The sequence below is a fragment of the Skermanella rosea genome (genome assembly GCF_016806835.2).
GTDB lineage: Bacteria > Pseudomonadota > Alphaproteobacteria > Azospirillales > Azospirillaceae > Skermanella > Skermanella rosea.
Genome location: NZ_CP086111.1, coordinates 986,463 through 1,002,951, shown reverse-complemented (window position 1 = coordinate 1,002,951; position 16,489 = coordinate 986,463). Strand labels below are relative to the sequence as shown.

The 16,489-nt window shown below is 60.1% G+C and carries 13 protein-coding genes; 5 read left to right on the top strand and 8 right to left on the bottom strand.

What is annotated here, in order from left to right; translation table 11 throughout:
• Window positions 1-34: 34 nt before the first annotated feature.
• The 5 genes from JL101_RS04645 to JL101_RS04625 form a co-directional block, all read right to left on the bottom strand.
• Window positions 35-700 carry a hypothetical protein gene (locus JL101_RS04645; protein ID WP_203099469.1) on the bottom strand — a complete coding sequence of 222 codons (666 nt, stop codon included), beginning with the start codon at window positions 698-700 and terminating at the stop codon, window positions 35-37.
• Window positions 697-1,596, bottom strand: coding sequence for an ArdC family protein (locus JL101_RS04640; protein ID WP_203099468.1), 900 nt, complete (start codon window positions 1,594-1,596; stop codon window positions 697-699). Before JL101_RS04640 ends, JL101_RS04645 begins: the two co-directional genes overlap by 4 nt.
• A 350-nt stretch (window positions 1,597-1,946) precedes the next feature.
• On the bottom strand, window positions 1,947-3,449 hold the full coding sequence (locus JL101_RS04635) for an argonaute/piwi family protein (RefSeq protein ID WP_228435284.1): 1,503 nt from the start codon (window positions 3,447-3,449) through the stop codon (window positions 1,947-1,949).
• A 50-nt stretch (window positions 3,450-3,499) separates the two neighbouring features.
• Window positions 3,500-4,885 (bottom strand): toll/interleukin-1 receptor domain-containing protein, encoded by a 1,386-nt coding sequence (locus JL101_RS04630; RefSeq protein WP_203099466.1) that lies wholly within the window; start codon window positions 4,883-4,885, stop codon window positions 3,500-3,502.
• Window positions 4,882-5,097, bottom strand: coding sequence for a hypothetical protein (locus JL101_RS04625; protein WP_203099465.1), 216 nt, complete (start codon window positions 5,095-5,097; stop codon window positions 4,882-4,884). Before JL101_RS04625 ends, JL101_RS04630 begins: the two co-directional genes overlap by 4 nt.
• A 153-nt stretch (window positions 5,098-5,250) precedes the next feature.
• Here JL101_RS04625 and istA point away from each other — a divergent pair, with 153 nt between their 5' ends.
• Both istA and istB read left to right on the top strand, forming a co-directional pair.
• Window positions 5,251-6,558, top strand: a complete 1,308-nt coding sequence (gene istA, locus JL101_RS04620; protein WP_203099464.1) for an IS21 family transposase — start codon at window positions 5,251-5,253, stop codon at window positions 6,556-6,558.
• Window positions 6,552-7,346, top strand: a complete 795-nt coding sequence (gene istB / locus JL101_RS04615) for an IS21-like element helper ATPase IstB (protein ID WP_203099463.1) — start codon at window positions 6,552-6,554, stop codon at window positions 7,344-7,346. The genes istA and istB overlap by 7 nt, the downstream gene beginning before the upstream one ends.
• A 210-nt stretch (window positions 7,347-7,556) precedes the next feature.
• Here the strand turns inward: istB and JL101_RS04610 are convergent, their stop codons facing one another.
• The 3 genes from JL101_RS04610 to JL101_RS04600 all read right to left on the bottom strand — a co-directional run bounded on the left by JL101_RS04610 (window position 7,557) and on the right by JL101_RS04600 (window position 9,173).
• Window positions 7,557-7,808: a DUF6998 domain-containing protein gene (locus JL101_RS04610; RefSeq protein WP_203099462.1), complete on the bottom strand. Its 252-nt coding sequence runs from the start codon at window positions 7,806-7,808 to the stop codon at window positions 7,557-7,559.
• A gap of 175 nt (window positions 7,809-7,983) precedes the next feature.
• The gene (locus JL101_RS04605; protein ID WP_203099461.1) at window positions 7,984-8,913 is read right to left on the bottom strand and encodes a toll/interleukin-1 receptor domain-containing protein; all 930 of its coding nucleotides are present in this window, start codon (window positions 8,911-8,913) and stop codon (window positions 7,984-7,986) included.
• Between the two features lie 17 nt (window positions 8,914-8,930).
• The gene (locus tag JL101_RS04600; protein WP_203099460.1) at window positions 8,931-9,173 is read right to left on the bottom strand and encodes a DUF2188 domain-containing protein; all 243 of its coding nucleotides are present in this window, start codon (window positions 9,171-9,173) and stop codon (window positions 8,931-8,933) included.
• Window positions 9,174-9,280: 107 nt separating this feature from the next.
• Between JL101_RS04600 and JL101_RS04595 the strand changes: the two genes are divergently transcribed.
• Genes JL101_RS04595 through JL101_RS04585 form a run of 3 tightly spaced genes read left to right on the top strand, consistent with a single transcriptional unit; the run spans window position 9,281 to window position 16,466 of the window.
• Complete coding sequence (locus JL101_RS04595; RefSeq protein WP_203099459.1) at window positions 9,281-10,204, top strand: WYL domain-containing protein; 924 nt, start codon at window positions 9,281-9,283, stop codon at window positions 10,202-10,204.
• Window positions 10,204-13,713: a helicase-related protein gene (locus tag JL101_RS04590; protein WP_203099458.1), complete on the top strand. Its 3,510-nt coding sequence runs from the start codon at window positions 10,204-10,206 to the stop codon at window positions 13,711-13,713. The genes JL101_RS04595 and JL101_RS04590 overlap by 1 nt, the downstream gene beginning before the upstream one ends.
• A complete protein-coding gene (locus tag JL101_RS04585) occupies window positions 13,710-16,466 on the top strand; it encodes a DUF1156 domain-containing protein (RefSeq protein ID WP_203099457.1) in 2,757 nt (918 codons plus the stop codon). The genes JL101_RS04590 and JL101_RS04585 overlap by 4 nt, the downstream gene beginning before the upstream one ends.
• The last annotated feature ends 23 nt before the right edge of the window (window positions 16,467-16,489 follow it).

The following is a 16,489-nucleotide window of genomic DNA, read 5'->3' as shown; positions in this document are numbered from 1 at the left end:
AGGCCGGAAGGGCCTCGCGGCGCGGCGGGACGCCCTATCCCGCCCCGCACGGCTCGGATTGCGCCACTGCCTCCTTGCGATAGCGCGGCTCGATGGCGCGCAGCTTTCCCTTGAGCTCGCCTTTGATGTGCGCGGCAATGACCTTCGCCGCGAACGCATCCGGCGTCAGGCCCGGCGCGGGATCGGCTTGGATGCCGAGGAAGCTCCGGTATCCCGTCTCGCTGATGAACGGGCGAAGATGATCGACCGCGTGCGCGGCAAAGCCCGGCCAATACCCAATGCCGCAGCCGATCCCGAACATGCCGTCCATCTCGATGCGCACGCGCATCCCGTTCACGCAGGTGACAAATTCGCCCTCCTGTCCCCAGAGCGGCACCGCACCCGGCGCGGCTGCGGTCTGCCGCGCCAGCACGCAGCCCGGCGAATCCTCGCCAGCCAGAATGCCGGGCTCGCCCGCATTGAGGCGCAGCGCAAGGCGCTTTGCCTCCTTGCGCAAAGCCATCGCCGCATCGACATCGGCGGCGAACATCGCCGCATGATGCTGCCGGATCAGGAGGCGATAGAACGGGATCGCCTCCGCCATCGTGCCCGGCAGGTGGGCGGTCTCCCGCTCCACCCTGCGCCTGCGGTTCTCGTCCGAAGCTGCGGACAGCAAGGCATCGAAGCCCAGCTGCCCGCTCTGATCCTGCGCCCTGCTCATTCTGCGGCCTCCGCGAGGGCGGGGGCTTGCAGCCCGTTCAGGTAATCGGCGGCGCGCTGCGCATGAGACGCGGCGGTAAAGATCGCCCGCTTGTCGTTCTTCAGTACCTCCAGCCATGAGCCGATATAGGCGGCGTGATCCTCGCGGGGCTCCGGCGTAAGGTCGAGATCGGCGGACAGGAAAGCTGCCCCGAGTTCCGCGACGAGCTCTTCCATCGCATAGCCTTCATCACCCCAGCGCTTGCGGCCAAAATCCCGCTCCAGCCGCGAAGGGTGCCGCGTCCAGTGCGTGATCTCATGAGCGAGGGTCGCGTAATAGCTTTCCGCATCGCGGAAGGCCTCGAAGGGCGGCATCTGCACCCGGTCTTCGGCCATGGTGTAGTAAGCCCGGTCTCCGCCGTGCCGCACATCGGCGCGGGTAGCGGCGAAGAACTCATCCGCCCGCGCGTTGCGCTCCACCGGATCGAGCCGGGGTTCCGCGAGCCCATAGAAATGCTGCGGCAGCCCTTCCACCTGCTCCACATTGAAGACGGTATAGCCCTTGAGGAACGGAATCTCGCGCTCGGCCTCCTCGCCGGTCGCCTCGTCGCGCTCGGTCTTCCTGATTCGGTCGGCATAGACGACGAGGCTGCCATGCTCGCCCTTGCGGACATGCCCGCCCATCTCCTGCGCCTGTTTGAAGGTCATCCAGATCGGCGCGGCAAAGCCCTTCGCCACGGACTCGCCCCACAGCATCAGGACATTGATCCCCTGATAGGGCATGCCGTTAAAGCGCAGCGGCCTCGTGATCCGCCCGGCGGCGTGCTCCGCGCTCCACGGCTTGAGCCACGGCCTGACGCCCTGCTCCAATTCGGCCACGATCCGGCCCGTGATCCTCTCGTAAACGTCTGTTTTCACTTTCTTTCTCCTAGTCTTGCTGGTTGCGCATGCAACCGGACTAGGCCCGCGCCAATGAGCGGGGGGATGCCGTCAGGGCCGTCTCCGGCGGAGGGGGATCACCCGGCCTGCACGACCAACGGGAGGAAGGCCGGGGATACCGCCGGACGACGCCCGGAGCGTAAGCGCAGGGCTTGGCCTTGACGGAGGAAGGGGCCGCAGGCCCCAATCGAAAAGAAGGAGGTGTCAGCCGCAGGCTGTCATTGTCTGACCGCGCGAGGGATCGTCACCGAATGGCGGAGACGGCGATCAGCGGCTCCGCGAGCGAAGCGAATAGAGCCCGGTCCGGCGAGGCCGGACGCGCCATGAACTCAGATGTAGAATTTGAACGGCTGACGCTCGGCATCTTTCGCCGAACCCATGGTCAGAATATCACCGACCTTGTCAGCGAACCGGACGGTTACCGGCAGGCCATCATTGAAGTTGCAGGCATTATAATTGATCTTGGTGAGACCCATGATGTCTGAGAGCACCGCCTCGATCTGCGGCGTCGGGCCGGTGCTGCGCAGCACCGTGATAGAAAGCGGGTTGGGCGTTTCAGGGCCGATATATGTGCCAAGGCGGGGCAGGAACCCGTTCGTCCAGAGATAGGCGTTCTTATTGTCAAGGATCATCGCCGTTCCTCGCAGAACCGGGTAATCCCCGTCCCTGAAAAGCTTTACATCTCCCGAAGTCGTCTTGATCCGGACACCGACTACGTTCGTTCCGGGCGGGGCCGCTTCTGAAAATGCTCTCCATTCCTCGTCGCTAAAGGTCGTTCTCCCGTGGATAAACAGCTCCTTCGGAAGCGTTCCATGCTTCTCCTTGTAGGTCTCCAGCACCATCGATACGAGGTTTTTCGCCTCGGCCGCCTTTAGGTGGAATTCACGCTCCGCGGTCTTCCATGGGCCGTTCGCGCCTCGGAATACGACGCCGTCCCCTTCGCTCAGGAACATCTGCGCCGCGCAACAGGCATGGTTTTGCGGGTGGTTGGGGAGAACCTTGAATACGAGCCCAACATAGCACACGCCCGGCCTCACATTGGCGAGCTTCCATGGCGGCTTTGGCTGGGTCTTGTAGTAGAGCCCGGTTGCCAAATTCCATGCGATGGAAGCCGGCTCCTGAAGCGCGCGCTTTGGATAGCCTGCACTGTTCTTGAAGCTCTCCGGAGCGAGTGTCGTCTCGCGGAGAAGCTGTGACGTGTAACCAACCTTCAGCATGCGCGCCTTCACTTGGCGATGGAAGTCGGGGATATCGTCGAAGATCAGCTCATCGCTCTGGTCGATGACCTCGCCGAGCAAAGGAAGATCCGAACGGACCTTCTGCCGTTTTATGAAATCTCCTTTGACTAAACCGATGCCCGAGCGCCGCGAGAGTGGTTTGCAACGGTCAAACACTAGCTCCGGCAGTACAAGAAGCCAGACATCAACCTTATGCTCTTCGTTCCGGTCGTGCCGAATGATTTCGTCAATATACAGATCGACAGCCTTCGCGACGGCCTCGTGATGGTTGAGGGTCTTTGTCGCTTCGTCGATAGCTTTTGCGCTCACCATACGGCGCACAAATTCATCCGGACTGATGGATATTCCGAAGGCTTCGGCAAGGCCGGGAAAGTCCGAAAGATGAGGTCGTTCCTTCTTTTCGCCCTTTCCGGGAGGTGGAACCGACACAAGACCGGATATCCTCTTGGCCCATGTCGTGACGTATCCAATACCGGCTTCGGTTCCGACCACGCCGACAGACACCTGCTTCACGCGGCGTGGTGCATCGTGAGGACCGTATAGGAACAAGCCGTCCTTGGGGTGATCGGATGTCTGCCCATTGCCGAACTCCATCACAGGCTCCGGGATATGCAGGACCGCTAATGTCTTCTCCGGGAGCTCCATTATTCCTCGTCCTCTTCGTACCGTGCATTCCCGAGCGTCTCGTCGTCTGGCTCCTCGTCCTCATCGGCCAGTAAGTCCGGAAGAACCGTAGTCACCGGGGACGTGAAGAGTAATGGTGCGGCATCCAGCTTCACGAACGCCTCGGCCGCAAGCGGGAGTCTCACGAAGGCCTGATCCCCTGAAAGGAGCTCGAGGAAGGCCATGAGGCGGCCATGCCACTGCTTGTTACGCCAACCTTTGCATACGCGTCGGCGAAACCGATGCTGCAAATCCTTGTCTTCGAAAACCGGCCCCGCCTTGTCGCCGTTGGCTTCCGCAAACAAAACACGAGACTTGAGCCTGAAGTGCGGGAATGGCCAGAACCCCGGCGCGGCGGTCACGCCGAACTGCCACACTTTTCCCTGCGCCTTGTTGCGCAGCATCGACGAGCGGTTCTCACCCTGTGTTCCCCAGCGCAGCTTTTTGCCTATCGGCATCTGGGCGTCCGAAGCGTGGAATCCCGGAACCTGCGAGTAGCGATATTCAAGAAGCCCCAGCTCCCGGCAGTAACTCTCCCAGGCCTGCCGAAACATCGAGACGATCATATTAGCGGCTTCACGCCTGCCGATAGCAGGAGACTCTGCCCCACTCTCGATGAAGCTCATGAGCGGCATCTCCGCAGCGAGAGAGAACCGACCTACGTGACCGAGAGATGCGTTGATTTCATCCAAGGTGCAGAAAGAGAAGAATCCCCGCAGATAAATTTCTGCGGGAAAGCGCATGTCGCGGCATTCCTGATGCATCGCCTGATGGCTGATTGCGCCGCTCGGCTGGAAGTAACGTATCGTGTCCGGAATCTCGGCGATCCGCAGCCAGTTCGAAGTTAGGCGCTCCGGCGCATTCTCAATCCTTATCGCATGACGAGATTTATAGTTTTCCCAGTTCGGATTGATTGCAACCTCGTTGCAGTCGCGGGGGACGCCCTGATTTTCAAGCGCTTCGAGCAGTTCCGCGAGACCTTCGGCCCAGCGGTTCTCGAAGTTGATGTACTGAAGTTCACCGATCCCGAAGAGCTTTTTGTACTTCTCAAGCCGGAGCGGGATGATGAAGCGCGAGTCTTTGAGTTCCTTGACCAGATCGGAGGCGATACCGATTTCCTCCTGCACGCCCGCTTTCGCCAGCGTCACGTCGCGGCAGCAAATGAGCATCTTGGCCGCCCGCGATTGAAGTGTCTCGGTTATTTCGCGCCGCCAGCGGTCGCCCGGCTCCAGTGTCAGCACGTCAGCAAACGTCTTGTAGCCTTGCGCCTCAAGCCGGGGCGCGAGCCAGAGGACGAAATCATCGTCTTCCGGCGTTCCCTTGCTGATGAAGACGACGTCTCGCTTTGCCGGGATCGCCTGAGTCACTGCATTACCTCCGGACCGAGTGTCGTTCGCGCCGGGGTCGCATCTACTGCGGGCCAGACCTGTTTGCCGAGCCTGATGAACTGGGTGATCGCAAGCGCACCACGCTCGTTCCGGGCCTTGCTGCCTGGCTTCGTAAGCGCGAGTTCAAGAGGGGCACGAGCGGTTTCGAAGATGGCCTGCGGTTCGAAGAACTCGTTGAGCAGAATGAGCATGACACACTCCCACTCATGATCGCCGTATCGATCCGAGCCGCTGGCCGACCATCCTGCAGCCCGTGGGTAGGCACCTGGTGTCAGGCGACGTGAGAAAGTCCTCCCTGGACGACACGAGGAAAGGGCCCCCTAACGACGTAGCGGGGGTGAAGGATGGACGGCACGGAGACAACTTTTCGTTCCTCTGAAGGATTTGTTCGGGGGGACACGATGCTGGCGCCGGAACAGGTGACGGTGATGATGCGGCTCCAGCAACTGGGCTGGGGGACGAAGCGGATCGCACGGGAGCTTGGATGTGACCGCAAGACGGTGAAGCGTTATCTGCGGCAGGGTGCCTGGCAGGCGTACCGGCAACCACAGCGGTCGCGGGCCCTGGACGGGCTTGAGGTTTGGCTGGCCGAGCGGTTCCGGCGCCATCGCGGCAATGCCGACGTGGTTCGCCAGGAACTGGCGACGGAGCACGGCATCACGGTGTCGTTGCGTACCGTGGAGCGCGCGGTGGTCGGACTGCGTCGGGAACTGGCCGCCGAGGCCAGGGCGACGGTCCGGTTCGAGACGCCGCCGGGCCGGCAATTGCAGATCGACTTCGGCGCCACCGGGGTTGTGATCGGTGAGGAGGTCGTCCGCGTGCATCTGTTCGTGGCGACGCTGGGTTACTCGCGGCGCAACTTCGTCGCGGTGTTCCGTCATGAGCGGCAGACGACCTGGATGACCGGGCTGGAAAGGGCCTTTGCGCACTTCGCGGGCGTGCCGCGCGAGGTTCTGATGGACAATGCCAGGGCGCTGGTGACCCGCCACGACCGGGAGACCCGGGAAGTGACGTTCAACGAGCGCTTCCATGCGTTTGCCCGTTACTGGAAGTTCAAGCCGCAAGCCTGTGCGCCGTACCGGGCGCGGACCAAAGGCAAGGACGAGAACGGGGTCGGCTACGTCAAGAAGAACGCGCTGGCGGGACGGCGGTTTGCCAGCTGGGAGGCGCTGGAAGCTCATCTGGTCGCCTGGATGCGCGACATCGCCGACGTGCGCATCCATGGCACGACCGGCGAGCGGCCGATCGACCGGTTCACGCGGATCGAGGCGGCCAGCCTGCAGCCGCTGGAGGGGCGTCCTCCCTATCATCAGGTTCGGGAACTGCGCCGCAAGGTCCACGCCGAGGCGACGGTCGAGATCGACACCAACCAATACAGCGTGCCCTGGCGGCTGATCGGCACGAGCGTGACGGTGGAGATGAGCGCCGGAATGGTACGGGTGTTCCAGGCCGGAGTTGAAGTCGCGCGTCATGAGCAGGCGAACGGACGACGCCAGCGTGTCCTTGATCCCGGCCACCTCGCCGGCATCGTCGGAAGTCGTGTGGGAACTCACCATCCGGTGCCGCCGAGCCGTGTGGAACCGGCGGTGCCAGAACCAGAGCTTCTCCGGCCGCTGACGGAATACGAAGCGGTGATCGGAGGTGGATGGTGAGCGCCGAAACCGATGAACTGACCCAGATGCTGACGCGTCTGAAGCTGACGGCGATCCGCGACCAGCTCGACGCGCTGCTCGATGAAGCGGCGCGGCGACAGATGAGCCTTCGGGAGACGGTCGTCTTTCTGTGCGAGGCCGAGATTGCCCGCAAGGATGAACGTCGCGTCCACATGGCCCAGAGCCTTGCCAAGTTCCCGTATCTGCGCACCCTGGATGACTTCGAGTTCGACGCCCAGCCGTCGCTCGACCCGCGGCAGATCCGCGACCTGGCAACCTGCCGCTGGATCGCCAACGGCGATGCGCTTCTGGTTCAGGGGCCGCCGGGGGTTGGCAAGACGCACCTGGCCGTGGGGCTCGGCCGTGAAGCGATCCGGCGCGGTTACTCGGTCTTGTTCATCTCGGCGTCCTCCCTGGTAACGGTTCTGAGCAAGGCGCAGGTGGACGGGCGACTGGAGGAGCGGTTGACCCACTTCGCCAAGCCCAAGCTGCTGATCGTCGATGAACTTGGCTATCTGCCCCTGGAGACCCATGCCGGGCACTTGTTCTTCATGCTGGTCAGCCGCCGGTACGAACGGGGCAGCATTCTGATCACCAGCAACCGGAGCGTGAGCGAATGGGGCAGCATCTTCAACGATAGTCTGGTCGCCACCGCGATCCTCGACCGTTTGCTTCACCACAGCCACGTGATCACGATCCGCGGCGACAGTTATCGCCTGCGCGAAAAACGACGCTCGGGCCTGATCAAGCCAAGTCAGGTCGTCACCGATGCACAGGCTTCGGTATAACCTGGCAGATATCTCCGGGGGTGAGTAGCAGGCCAGCGCCTGCTCCCATCCCTGAACGATGATCTCCTGTTGGGTGGGCCCCCTCAAGCCAGGCCCTGCGGGCCTCCGCCTCCGGCGGCTTCGGGCTTGACCGGGCCCACCCAACAGGAGAAATGTTCCACCATGGATTGTAAGCAGCAATGACACTGGACTGAACCGGGGGCCCTTTCCTCATGTCGCCAGGGGGCTCCATCCTGACGTCGGTTGACACCTGGCTTTGATCTGTATTCTGCGCCCATCGTCGTCGATGGCGTCGTATCCGGGCGCGCGCGCCTCAGCGAGCTGGAGCCCCAGGATCTTGGCAGCCAGGTACTCACCCATCTCGCCGGTAATACCAAGAGGCTTGCCGGTTAGTGCATAATACTCGACGGCAGCCTGCTTTGCGCGTTCAAGAATTTCGCCTGCTTTTTCGATGTCGATCATCTACCAGCCCCGCCTTATCTATTCCCAGCCGCGCCGGATATCGGTTCGGCTGCACTGCGGGCACTGGACGGCGGACGTGGGCCGGTTCAAGCGTTGCGCTTCGCGCTGCTCGGCCTCTGTGAGTACCTGGGCTTCAAAACGGTGTCCGCAGTTTAGGCACCGAAAGCGAACACTGTCAGCCATGAGAGACCCCCGCCTGATCGAGGAACTCGGTCCAGAGCCGCTCAGCGGCTTGCTCCGGAGAAACCCTCTCGTCGGAGCCGCCGAAACCGAACGCCCCTGATTTCAGGAACAGGTCATAGTCGTCGGCTTCGATGTTGAAGCTGCCATTCGCCGTGTTCGGCGGCGCATTCTCGGAAAAGGAATAAAAGATGTCGCCCAGGCCGATATTGCCGGCACGCGAATGGACTGTGATATGAGCCGTCCCGCGATCCATGCCCCTGTTGACCAGGGTACAGCCAAAACTGTTCGGACCAAGGGACGCAAAGCGCGCGCGGAGCCCATCGACCTGATTGATCTCGTTGGTCGCGCTGTCGAAATAGCTCCGAATGGCCTCGAAAGCTCCTGTCCGGAAGTCGCTGCGGTCTATCTCGTCGAAGTCCCTCTTCACCCGATAGCGGGGCGCATCAGTGCGGACGCGCACAGGCTGCGCGGGCGGCGCCTGCCCCGGCTCGTTCTGAGGCACTAAGCGCCGAAGCTCGGTGACGATGTTCAGAAAAGCGGTGTTCTGATTCGTCCACTCCACAACTGGCTTGGCGTCGTGCGGCAGCGCCTTGAGCTTGTGAAGGGGTGAGGCGCGCCAGTCGCAAGGCTCTACGATGATCGGAACCACGCGCGCCTCGGACGCTTCATGCCGCTCGAGAGCGCGGGCCATCTCGCGCTCGTAGCAATAGGCAGATGCGAGAAAATCAGGGCTGACCAGAAGAAGGAACAGGTCGCATACCTCGAGCTGCTCCGAGATTTCGTGATCCAGCTCACTGCCCGCAAGGATATCGCGGTCGAACCAGGTCTCGATCTGCCCTTCACGGCGCAGAACGGCGAGATGAGTATGCAGGCGATCAAGCGCCCAACTGTCCTTGTGGGAATATGAAATGAACGCCTTCACCGCCAGTCTCCTCTGGTTCAATGCTTGTTGTCGCGCGGAGGATTAGGATCGTTGCCCGAAGCAACAGTATCCGAATCGCGCCACTTGCCATCGCGGCCCTGAACCCGGACCTCGCCGCCGCCAAGGTTGCGCACAGTCTCCTTGGCCCGCTGCTCGGCCTCACGCTGCGTCTGGTGGACGCTGCTCGCGCGATCCGCGCCGGGCGCGCGTACCGCCCAACCTTCCGGGTGCTTGGTTACAAAGCGGTCGTTCTTTCCCATGCTCGCCTCCAGGATTCTGTTGACCGCACCAGCGCAGTCAGGTAAGAAACTATATGCATCGTCTTTCGATGTCAATATAGTTTCTATACCCTTTGGAAGATGGCAGCATGGAGCATGGGACGCAGGACATACGATGGGGGGTCGAACAGCGGCTCGAATTCATCGAGTTCCGCCTTTTCTGGGAAGGCGGCGTCAACCGCGCCGACATCATCGACATGTTCGGGGTCTCGGTGCCGCAGGCGTCGAAGGACCTGTCCCTCTATCAGGAGCACGCGCCCGGAAACGTCGTCTATGACAAGAGCGCGAAGCGCTATGTTGCGGCCGAGCAGTTTTCTCCTCGCTTCCTGAAGCCGGACCCGGACGTGTATCTGTCGCGCCTGCGCTCGCTCGCAGAAGGACTGACGAGCGCCGCCGAATCGTGGATTGCGCAGCCGCCTGGAGCCGATATCGCCCTGACGCCGAAGCGAGAGATCGACATCGGCGTGCTCCGGGCAATTCTGAACGCCGTCCGGGATCAGCGTTCGATAGAAGTGCTCTACCAGTCGATGAACCGCGCGCGGCCCGAGCCCGTCTGGCGGCGGATCACGCCGCACGCTTTCGGCTATGACGGTCTGCGGTGGCACGCACGGGCTTACTGTCACCTCGAGGACAAGTTCAAAGACTTCCTGCTGCCCCGCGCTCTCGATGCTAGGAATCCCGGAGAACCCGGCGCCCCCGGCTCTCAGGACAAACTCTGGAACGAATACTTTAAGCTGGAAATTGCGCCCCATCCTGGACTTACTGACGGGCAGAAACGTGTCGTCGCTAAAGATTACGGCTTCAAAGACGGCAAGGGCTCTGTATTAATCCGATACGCTATGTTGTTTTACGTTTTAAAGCGTCTCGGATTACTTTCTGATCCCGAAAAAGAAGATCCACGACGACAACATATAGTTGCTCTAAACAAAGCAGAAGTGTTAACTGCTCTTGAGCAATCAAACATGTCGCAGGAAGCAAGCCGCGATATTTCAGCGCTGGCTGGGGGCGAGTAATGGTTACACTCGAGAACATACGCGACGGAGCGGTGGTGCGCGGTATCGCGCCGAACCAGACTGTTCAGATCGTGTCGGTGGACTGGATCGGCGACCAGGCCCTCAATGTCGTATTCCGCGACCAGAACGGCTCCGTCTCCGAGAGCACGCTTTATCGCGACGACGAGCACCGGCTCGAACTCGATGCCAGAGGCAGGCCCTGGTCCTTCGATGCCGACGGCGCGCTGTTGCGTCTCGTGACCGAAGCCAACCGCATCAAGCTCGCCCATTATTTCGATCCTTATCTCGCGATCCACACCAGCCTCGTCGATCCGCTGCCGCATCAGATTTCGGCTGTGTATGGCGAGATGCTGCCGCGCCAGCCCCTGCGCTTCCTGCTCGCCGATGATCCGGGCGCGGGAAAGACCATCATGGCGGGGCTGCTGATGAAGGAGCTGATCGCGCGCAGCGATCTCGAGCGCTGCCTCGTGGTTGCCCCTGGCAGCCTCGTCGAGCAGTGGCAGGACGAGCTCGGCGAAAAGTTCAGCCTCGAGTTCGATATCCTGACGCGGGACATGATCGAGACGTCCCGCTCGGGCAACCCGTTCAATGACCGCAACCGCCTGATCGTCCGGCTCGATGTTCTCGCCCGCAATGAGGAGCTACAGGAGAAGCTCCTGAAGTCGCAGGAGTGGGATCTCATCATCTGCGACGAAGCGCACCGCATGTCGGCGACCTATTTCGGCGGCGACGTCAAATACACGAAGCGCTACCAGGTCGGGCAGCGGCTCGGGCAGATTTGCCGCCACCTCCTTCTGATGTCGGCAACGCCGCACAACGGCAAGGAGGAGGACTTCCAGCTCTTTATGGCGCTCCTCGACGGCGACCGGTTCGAAGGCCGGTTCCGCGACGGCGTCCACTACGCCGATACGGCCGACATGATGCGGCGCCTCACCAAGGAGGAGCTCCTGCGCTTCGACGGCCGCCCGCTCTTCCCCGAGCGCCGTGCCTACACCGTCAAATACGCGCTCTCTCCGAAGGAGGCAGCGCTCTATACGGCCGTCACGGATTACGTACGCACCGAGATGAACCGCGTGCAGCGCTTCGCCGAGGGTGACGGCAAGAAGCGCAACAATGTCGGCTTCGCGCTGCAAATCCTGCAGCGGCGTCTCGCCTCTTCGCCCGCCGCCATCTACCAGTCGCTCAAGCGGCGGCGCGAGCGCCTCGAAAACGAACTCGCCGAAGCGCGCCTCGCGGCCAAGGGCTACAAGGCCGATCTGGGCCAGCCTGCTGTGAGCAGCGAGGTGCTTCGGAACCTCGAAGAATATGGACAGGAAGAGATCGACGAGCTCGAGGACCTGATCTCAACCGGCGCGACCACCGCCGAGACGGTCGAGCAGCTCGCCATCGAGGTCGAGACGCTAAAGGGTCTTGAGCACATGGCGCTGGAAGTCCTGCGTTCGGGCGAAGACACCAAGTGGTCGCAGCTCAACAAAATTCTCGATGACGATCTGATGATCGACAAGGACGGCAACCGCCGCAAGCTCATCATCTTCACTGAGCCAAAGGACACGTTGCACTACCTGCTCGACAAAGTCCGGTCCCGGCTCGGCAACCCGGAAGCGGTCGACGTCATCCATGGCGGCGTTACCCGCGAGGAACGGCGCAAGGTGATCGAGCGGTTCATGCAGGACCGCGACATGCTTGTGCTTATCGCCAACGATGCGGCGGGCGAAGGCGTCAACCTCCAGCGCGGGCATCTGATGGTCAACTACGACCTGCCCTGGAACCCCAACAAGATCGAGCAGCGCTTTGGCCGTATCCACCGGATCGGCCAGACCGAAGTCTGCCACCTCTGGAACATCGTCGCCGCCGACACGCGCGAGGGCGAAGTCTATGCCCGCCTGCTCGAAAAGCTTGAAGCCGCGCGCGAAGCGCTGGGCGGCCGCGTGTATGACGTGCTCGGCGAGTTGTTCGACGGGGTCGCGCTCAAGGACCTCCTCTTCGAAGCCATCCAGTACGGCGAGCAGGAGGACGTAAAGGCACGGCTCTTCAAGCAGGTCGATGGCGCGGTGGATCAGAATCACCTGCTTGAGCTTTTGAAGCGCCGCTCCCTGGCGAACGACACGATGCCGGAAGCGAAGGTCCACGAGCTCCGGCTCGAGATGGAGCGCGCCGAAGCGCAGCGCCTCCAGCCTCACCACATTCAGAGCTTCTTCGTAGAGGCCTTCCAGCAACTCGGCGGCAGGCTCAAGAAGCGCGAGGAAGGCCGGTGGGAGATCACGCACGTTCCCGTGCGCATTCGTGAGCGCGACCGGCAGAGCGGCACCGGCGCGCCGATTCAGAAGAAGTACGAGCGTATCTGCTTCGAGAAGAGCTGCATCAATCAGCAGCCGGTGGCGACCTTCGTCTGCCCCGGCCACCCTCTGCTCGAAGCCGTGATCGGCATTGTCCGCGAGGATTACGAGCAGCTCATGAAACAGGGAGCCATCCTCATCGATGACACCGACGCAGGACAGGAGCTCTCGGCTATCTTCCTGCTGGAGCACAGCGTCCAGGACGGTCGCCGCACGAGCACTGGCAACCCGCACATCATCTCGCAGAAGCTTCAATTCGCCGCCATCGACAAGAGCGGGCGCACCACGAACGCCGGCATCGCTCCGCACCTTAACCTGCGGCCCGCCGAAGCCGATGAAGTCTCGCTCGTTCAGGATCTCCTCGATGAGGACTGGCTGCGCTCCGATCTGGAACGGACGGCGGTCCGGTTCGCCACGGTCGATCTCGCGCAGGGCCATGTCGCAGAGGTGAAAGCCCGCCGCCTGCCCGAGATTGAAAAGGTCGAGCGCGAGGTTAAGGCCCGCCTTAAGAAAGAGATCAATTTCTGGGACAGCCGGGCCTTCGAGCTCAAGGAAGAAGAAAAGGCAGGCAAGAAGACGCGCCTGAACTGGCAGAACGCACAGCGCCGTGCCGAAGACCTGGCCGAGCGCCTCAAAACCCGTCAGGCCCAGCTCGAGGAAGAAAAGTTCATCAGTTCGCAGCCGCCTCGCGTACGCGGCGGCATGGTGGTGATACCGCGAGGGCTACTAGAGGCACGCCAGGCGAAGCATGCCACGAACGGCGCTCCATCCGGCTTCTCGGAAGACCCGGTCGCCCGCCGCGAGATCGAACTCGCCGCAATGGAGGCGGTAATGGCCGCAGAGAAGGAACTCGGCAACGTGCCGACGGACGTGTCCGCGCAGAAGATCGGTTACGACATCGCGTCCTACAGCCCGTCCTCACAGCACCTGCGCTTCATCGAAGTGAAGGGCCGGATTGATGGCGCAGACACCATCATGGTCACCCGCCAGGAGGTCATCACCTCCCTGCACGAGCCGGAGAAGTTCATCCTCGCCATCGTGCGGGTAGAAAACGGCTACGCGCGCGAGCCCCGCTATGTCCGCCGCCCGTTCTCGCAAGAACCGGAATTCCACATCACCGCGATTCAAGTCAACCTCAAGAGCCTGCTCGAACGGGCGGAGAACCCCAAATGACCCAGCCCTATAAGAAGAAACTGATCGAGGTCGCCATTCCGCTTGAGGCTATCAATGCGCATGCTGAAAAAGAAAAAAACAATCCATTCTTAAAAGGACATCCCCGATCACTGCACCAATGGTGGGCACGGAGGCCGAATACAACTGCACGGGCAGTGCTATTTGCTCAAATGATAGATGATCCATCCTCTAGTCCGGAGCAGTTTCCCACTGAGGAATCTCAAGAGGCAGAGCGGGAACGGCTATTTGACTTGATTGCTCGTGGATGCGGATGGGGCGCCGACGTAGACCGCGGTGCTCTTGAAGAACTAAAATCTATTGCTGCGAGATGTATGGGCAGCAAACTCGACGAGTTAAACTTCTATGATCCGTTCTGTGGGGGAGGCGCAATTCCACTAGAGGCGAAACGAATCGGACTGAGATCCCACGCTTCGGACCTGAACCCGATAGCTCTGCTTATTACCGCGGGACAGATCGAGGTGCCCGAGTTTTGTTTCGGCCTACCTGGGGCGAACGAGAGCTTCTCGTCAACCAGAGGTTCCCAGGGTCTACAAGGCGTCGCCTCGGATATTGTGTTCTATGCAGGCCGGATGCAGGCGATGGCTCAGGAGAGAATAGGACACCTGTACCCCGCTATCGCCGTGCAGTCATCTAAGTACACTCCGAGCGCTTACATTTGGGCCCGAACGGTCCCATGTCCTGATCCGGCGTTTTCAGGGCTGAACACGCCTCTAATCCGATCTTTCAGTATCAGCTCAAAAAAAGGAAAGCAGATATGGTTGGAACCTCAAAAAACTCCGAACGGAATTGCCTTCGTAGTTAAGAAAGAACCTGCAGATCGCTTTCATTCTCTTCGTGCGCCCAGCGTGTCAAAATCAGGAGGTGAATGCCTAATCTCTGGAGCGGCGCTTCCTCTCGATTACATACGTAGAATGGCTGATGCCGGGCGCATGGGAGCCCAACTAGCTGCAATCGTCTGCGACCTACCTTCCGGACGGACAGCGTTCGCCGTTGACGATTTTGCTCCCGTCAAAATCCCCCCGGACCAGTTGTCGAAAGTACCGTCTATACCTCTCCCCGAAAAGGCTCTTGGCTTCCGGGTCCAACAGTATGGGATGCATGATTTCCGAGATATCTTTTCGCCTCGCCAACAGGTTTGCCTACAGACCTTCTCGGAACTTATTCTAGAAGTTTGGAAACTGATAGCTGACGATTTTCAAAAGAAATTCGGTATATCCGATAAAGCGGAGCATTACGCCTCGACCGTATGCAAGTATCTTCAGATGTCAATTTCGAAGATGGCAGATTATAACAATACGATTTCATGTTGGAATAACAACAACATGAATGTTACTCATCTCTTCACAAAACATGCTATCCCAATGAGCTGGGATTATTGCGAGGTAAACCCATTTGCAAACCTCATGAGTTTTGTATCCATTTCTCAGTCGGTCGCCACGTCGGTTGAGAATCTTCCGGATGGCCCGTTAGGCACAGTGTTCCAGCACGATGCGGCTGACTCTCAAGAGCGGGTCTCAAATGCGGTTATCAGCACTGACCCGCCATACTACGACAATATCGGATACGCTGATCTGTCGGACTTATTCTATCTGTGGGCGCGCGATAATCTACAGACAATTGAACCCAGCATATCCACCACGTTGGCAGTGCCAAAGACTGAAGAAGCGATCGCATCCCCTTTCCGTCATCCCACGCGGTCAGAAGCAGAGAGCTGGTTCATGCAGAAGATGCAGAAGGCCATGCAAAACCTCTGCTCAGTTGCATCTCCGTCTTCGCCCATCACAATTTACTATGCCTTCAAGCAGAAGGAGATAAGCGACGAAGGCGTGTCATCTCCGGGGTGGGTTAGTTTTCTCGAAGGCGTGCTAAATTCCGGGCTGTCCGTCGTAGCAACCTGGCCAGTACGTACCGAGCGGGCAACAAGATCGGTCGGAATCGGAACGAACGCGCTTGCAAGTTCTGTGCTCTTGGTGTGCAGGCCGAGGATTAAGAATGCAGGAGTTATCACTAGAGCGGAGTTCATCAGAACCTTGAAGCGTGAGCTTCGGCCTGCTCTCAGTCATCTTCAAGCAGCTAGCATAACTCCTGCCGATATGCCCCAATCATCCATCGGGCCTGGAATGGGTATATTCAGTAGATATGAAGCTGTAATAGAGAGCGACGATAAGCCGATGACAGTGAAGTCCGCTCTTCAATTAATAAATCATGAATTGGACGATTTCATTGGTGGTTTCCAAGGTGAATTCGACCCAGAGACGCGCTTCACAATTACGTGGTTTGAACAGAATGGAATGAATTCGGGTGAGTATGGGAACGCCAATAGCATCGCCCAGGCCCGAGGGATTTCAGTTGAGAGTGTTAAACATGCCGAGATTGTTGAGAGTGCGGCCGGAAAGGTTCGAATTCTTCAGCGCGAGGAGCTCTATTCAGATTGGAGTCCGCTGAGTGACCCTCACTTAACTGTGTGGGAATGCTGTCAGCATGTGATTCGACGTCTTGAATGCGATGGAGAGCATGCAGCGGCGATGTTGCTAAAACAAGTCGGGCCAGAGATGGGCGACGCGATAAAAGATCTTGCCTACTGCCTATATGACATCAGCTCAAATAAGAGAAAAGACGCCAAAGAGGCGACGTCTTACAATTCTCTCATTGCGGTTTGGACAGAGCTGACTCGTCAAGCAGCAGCGATACACGACGTCAGCGGCGACCGCCAAGTCGCAATGAATTTCTGAGGGGGTTGAGCAGTGGCTAAAAG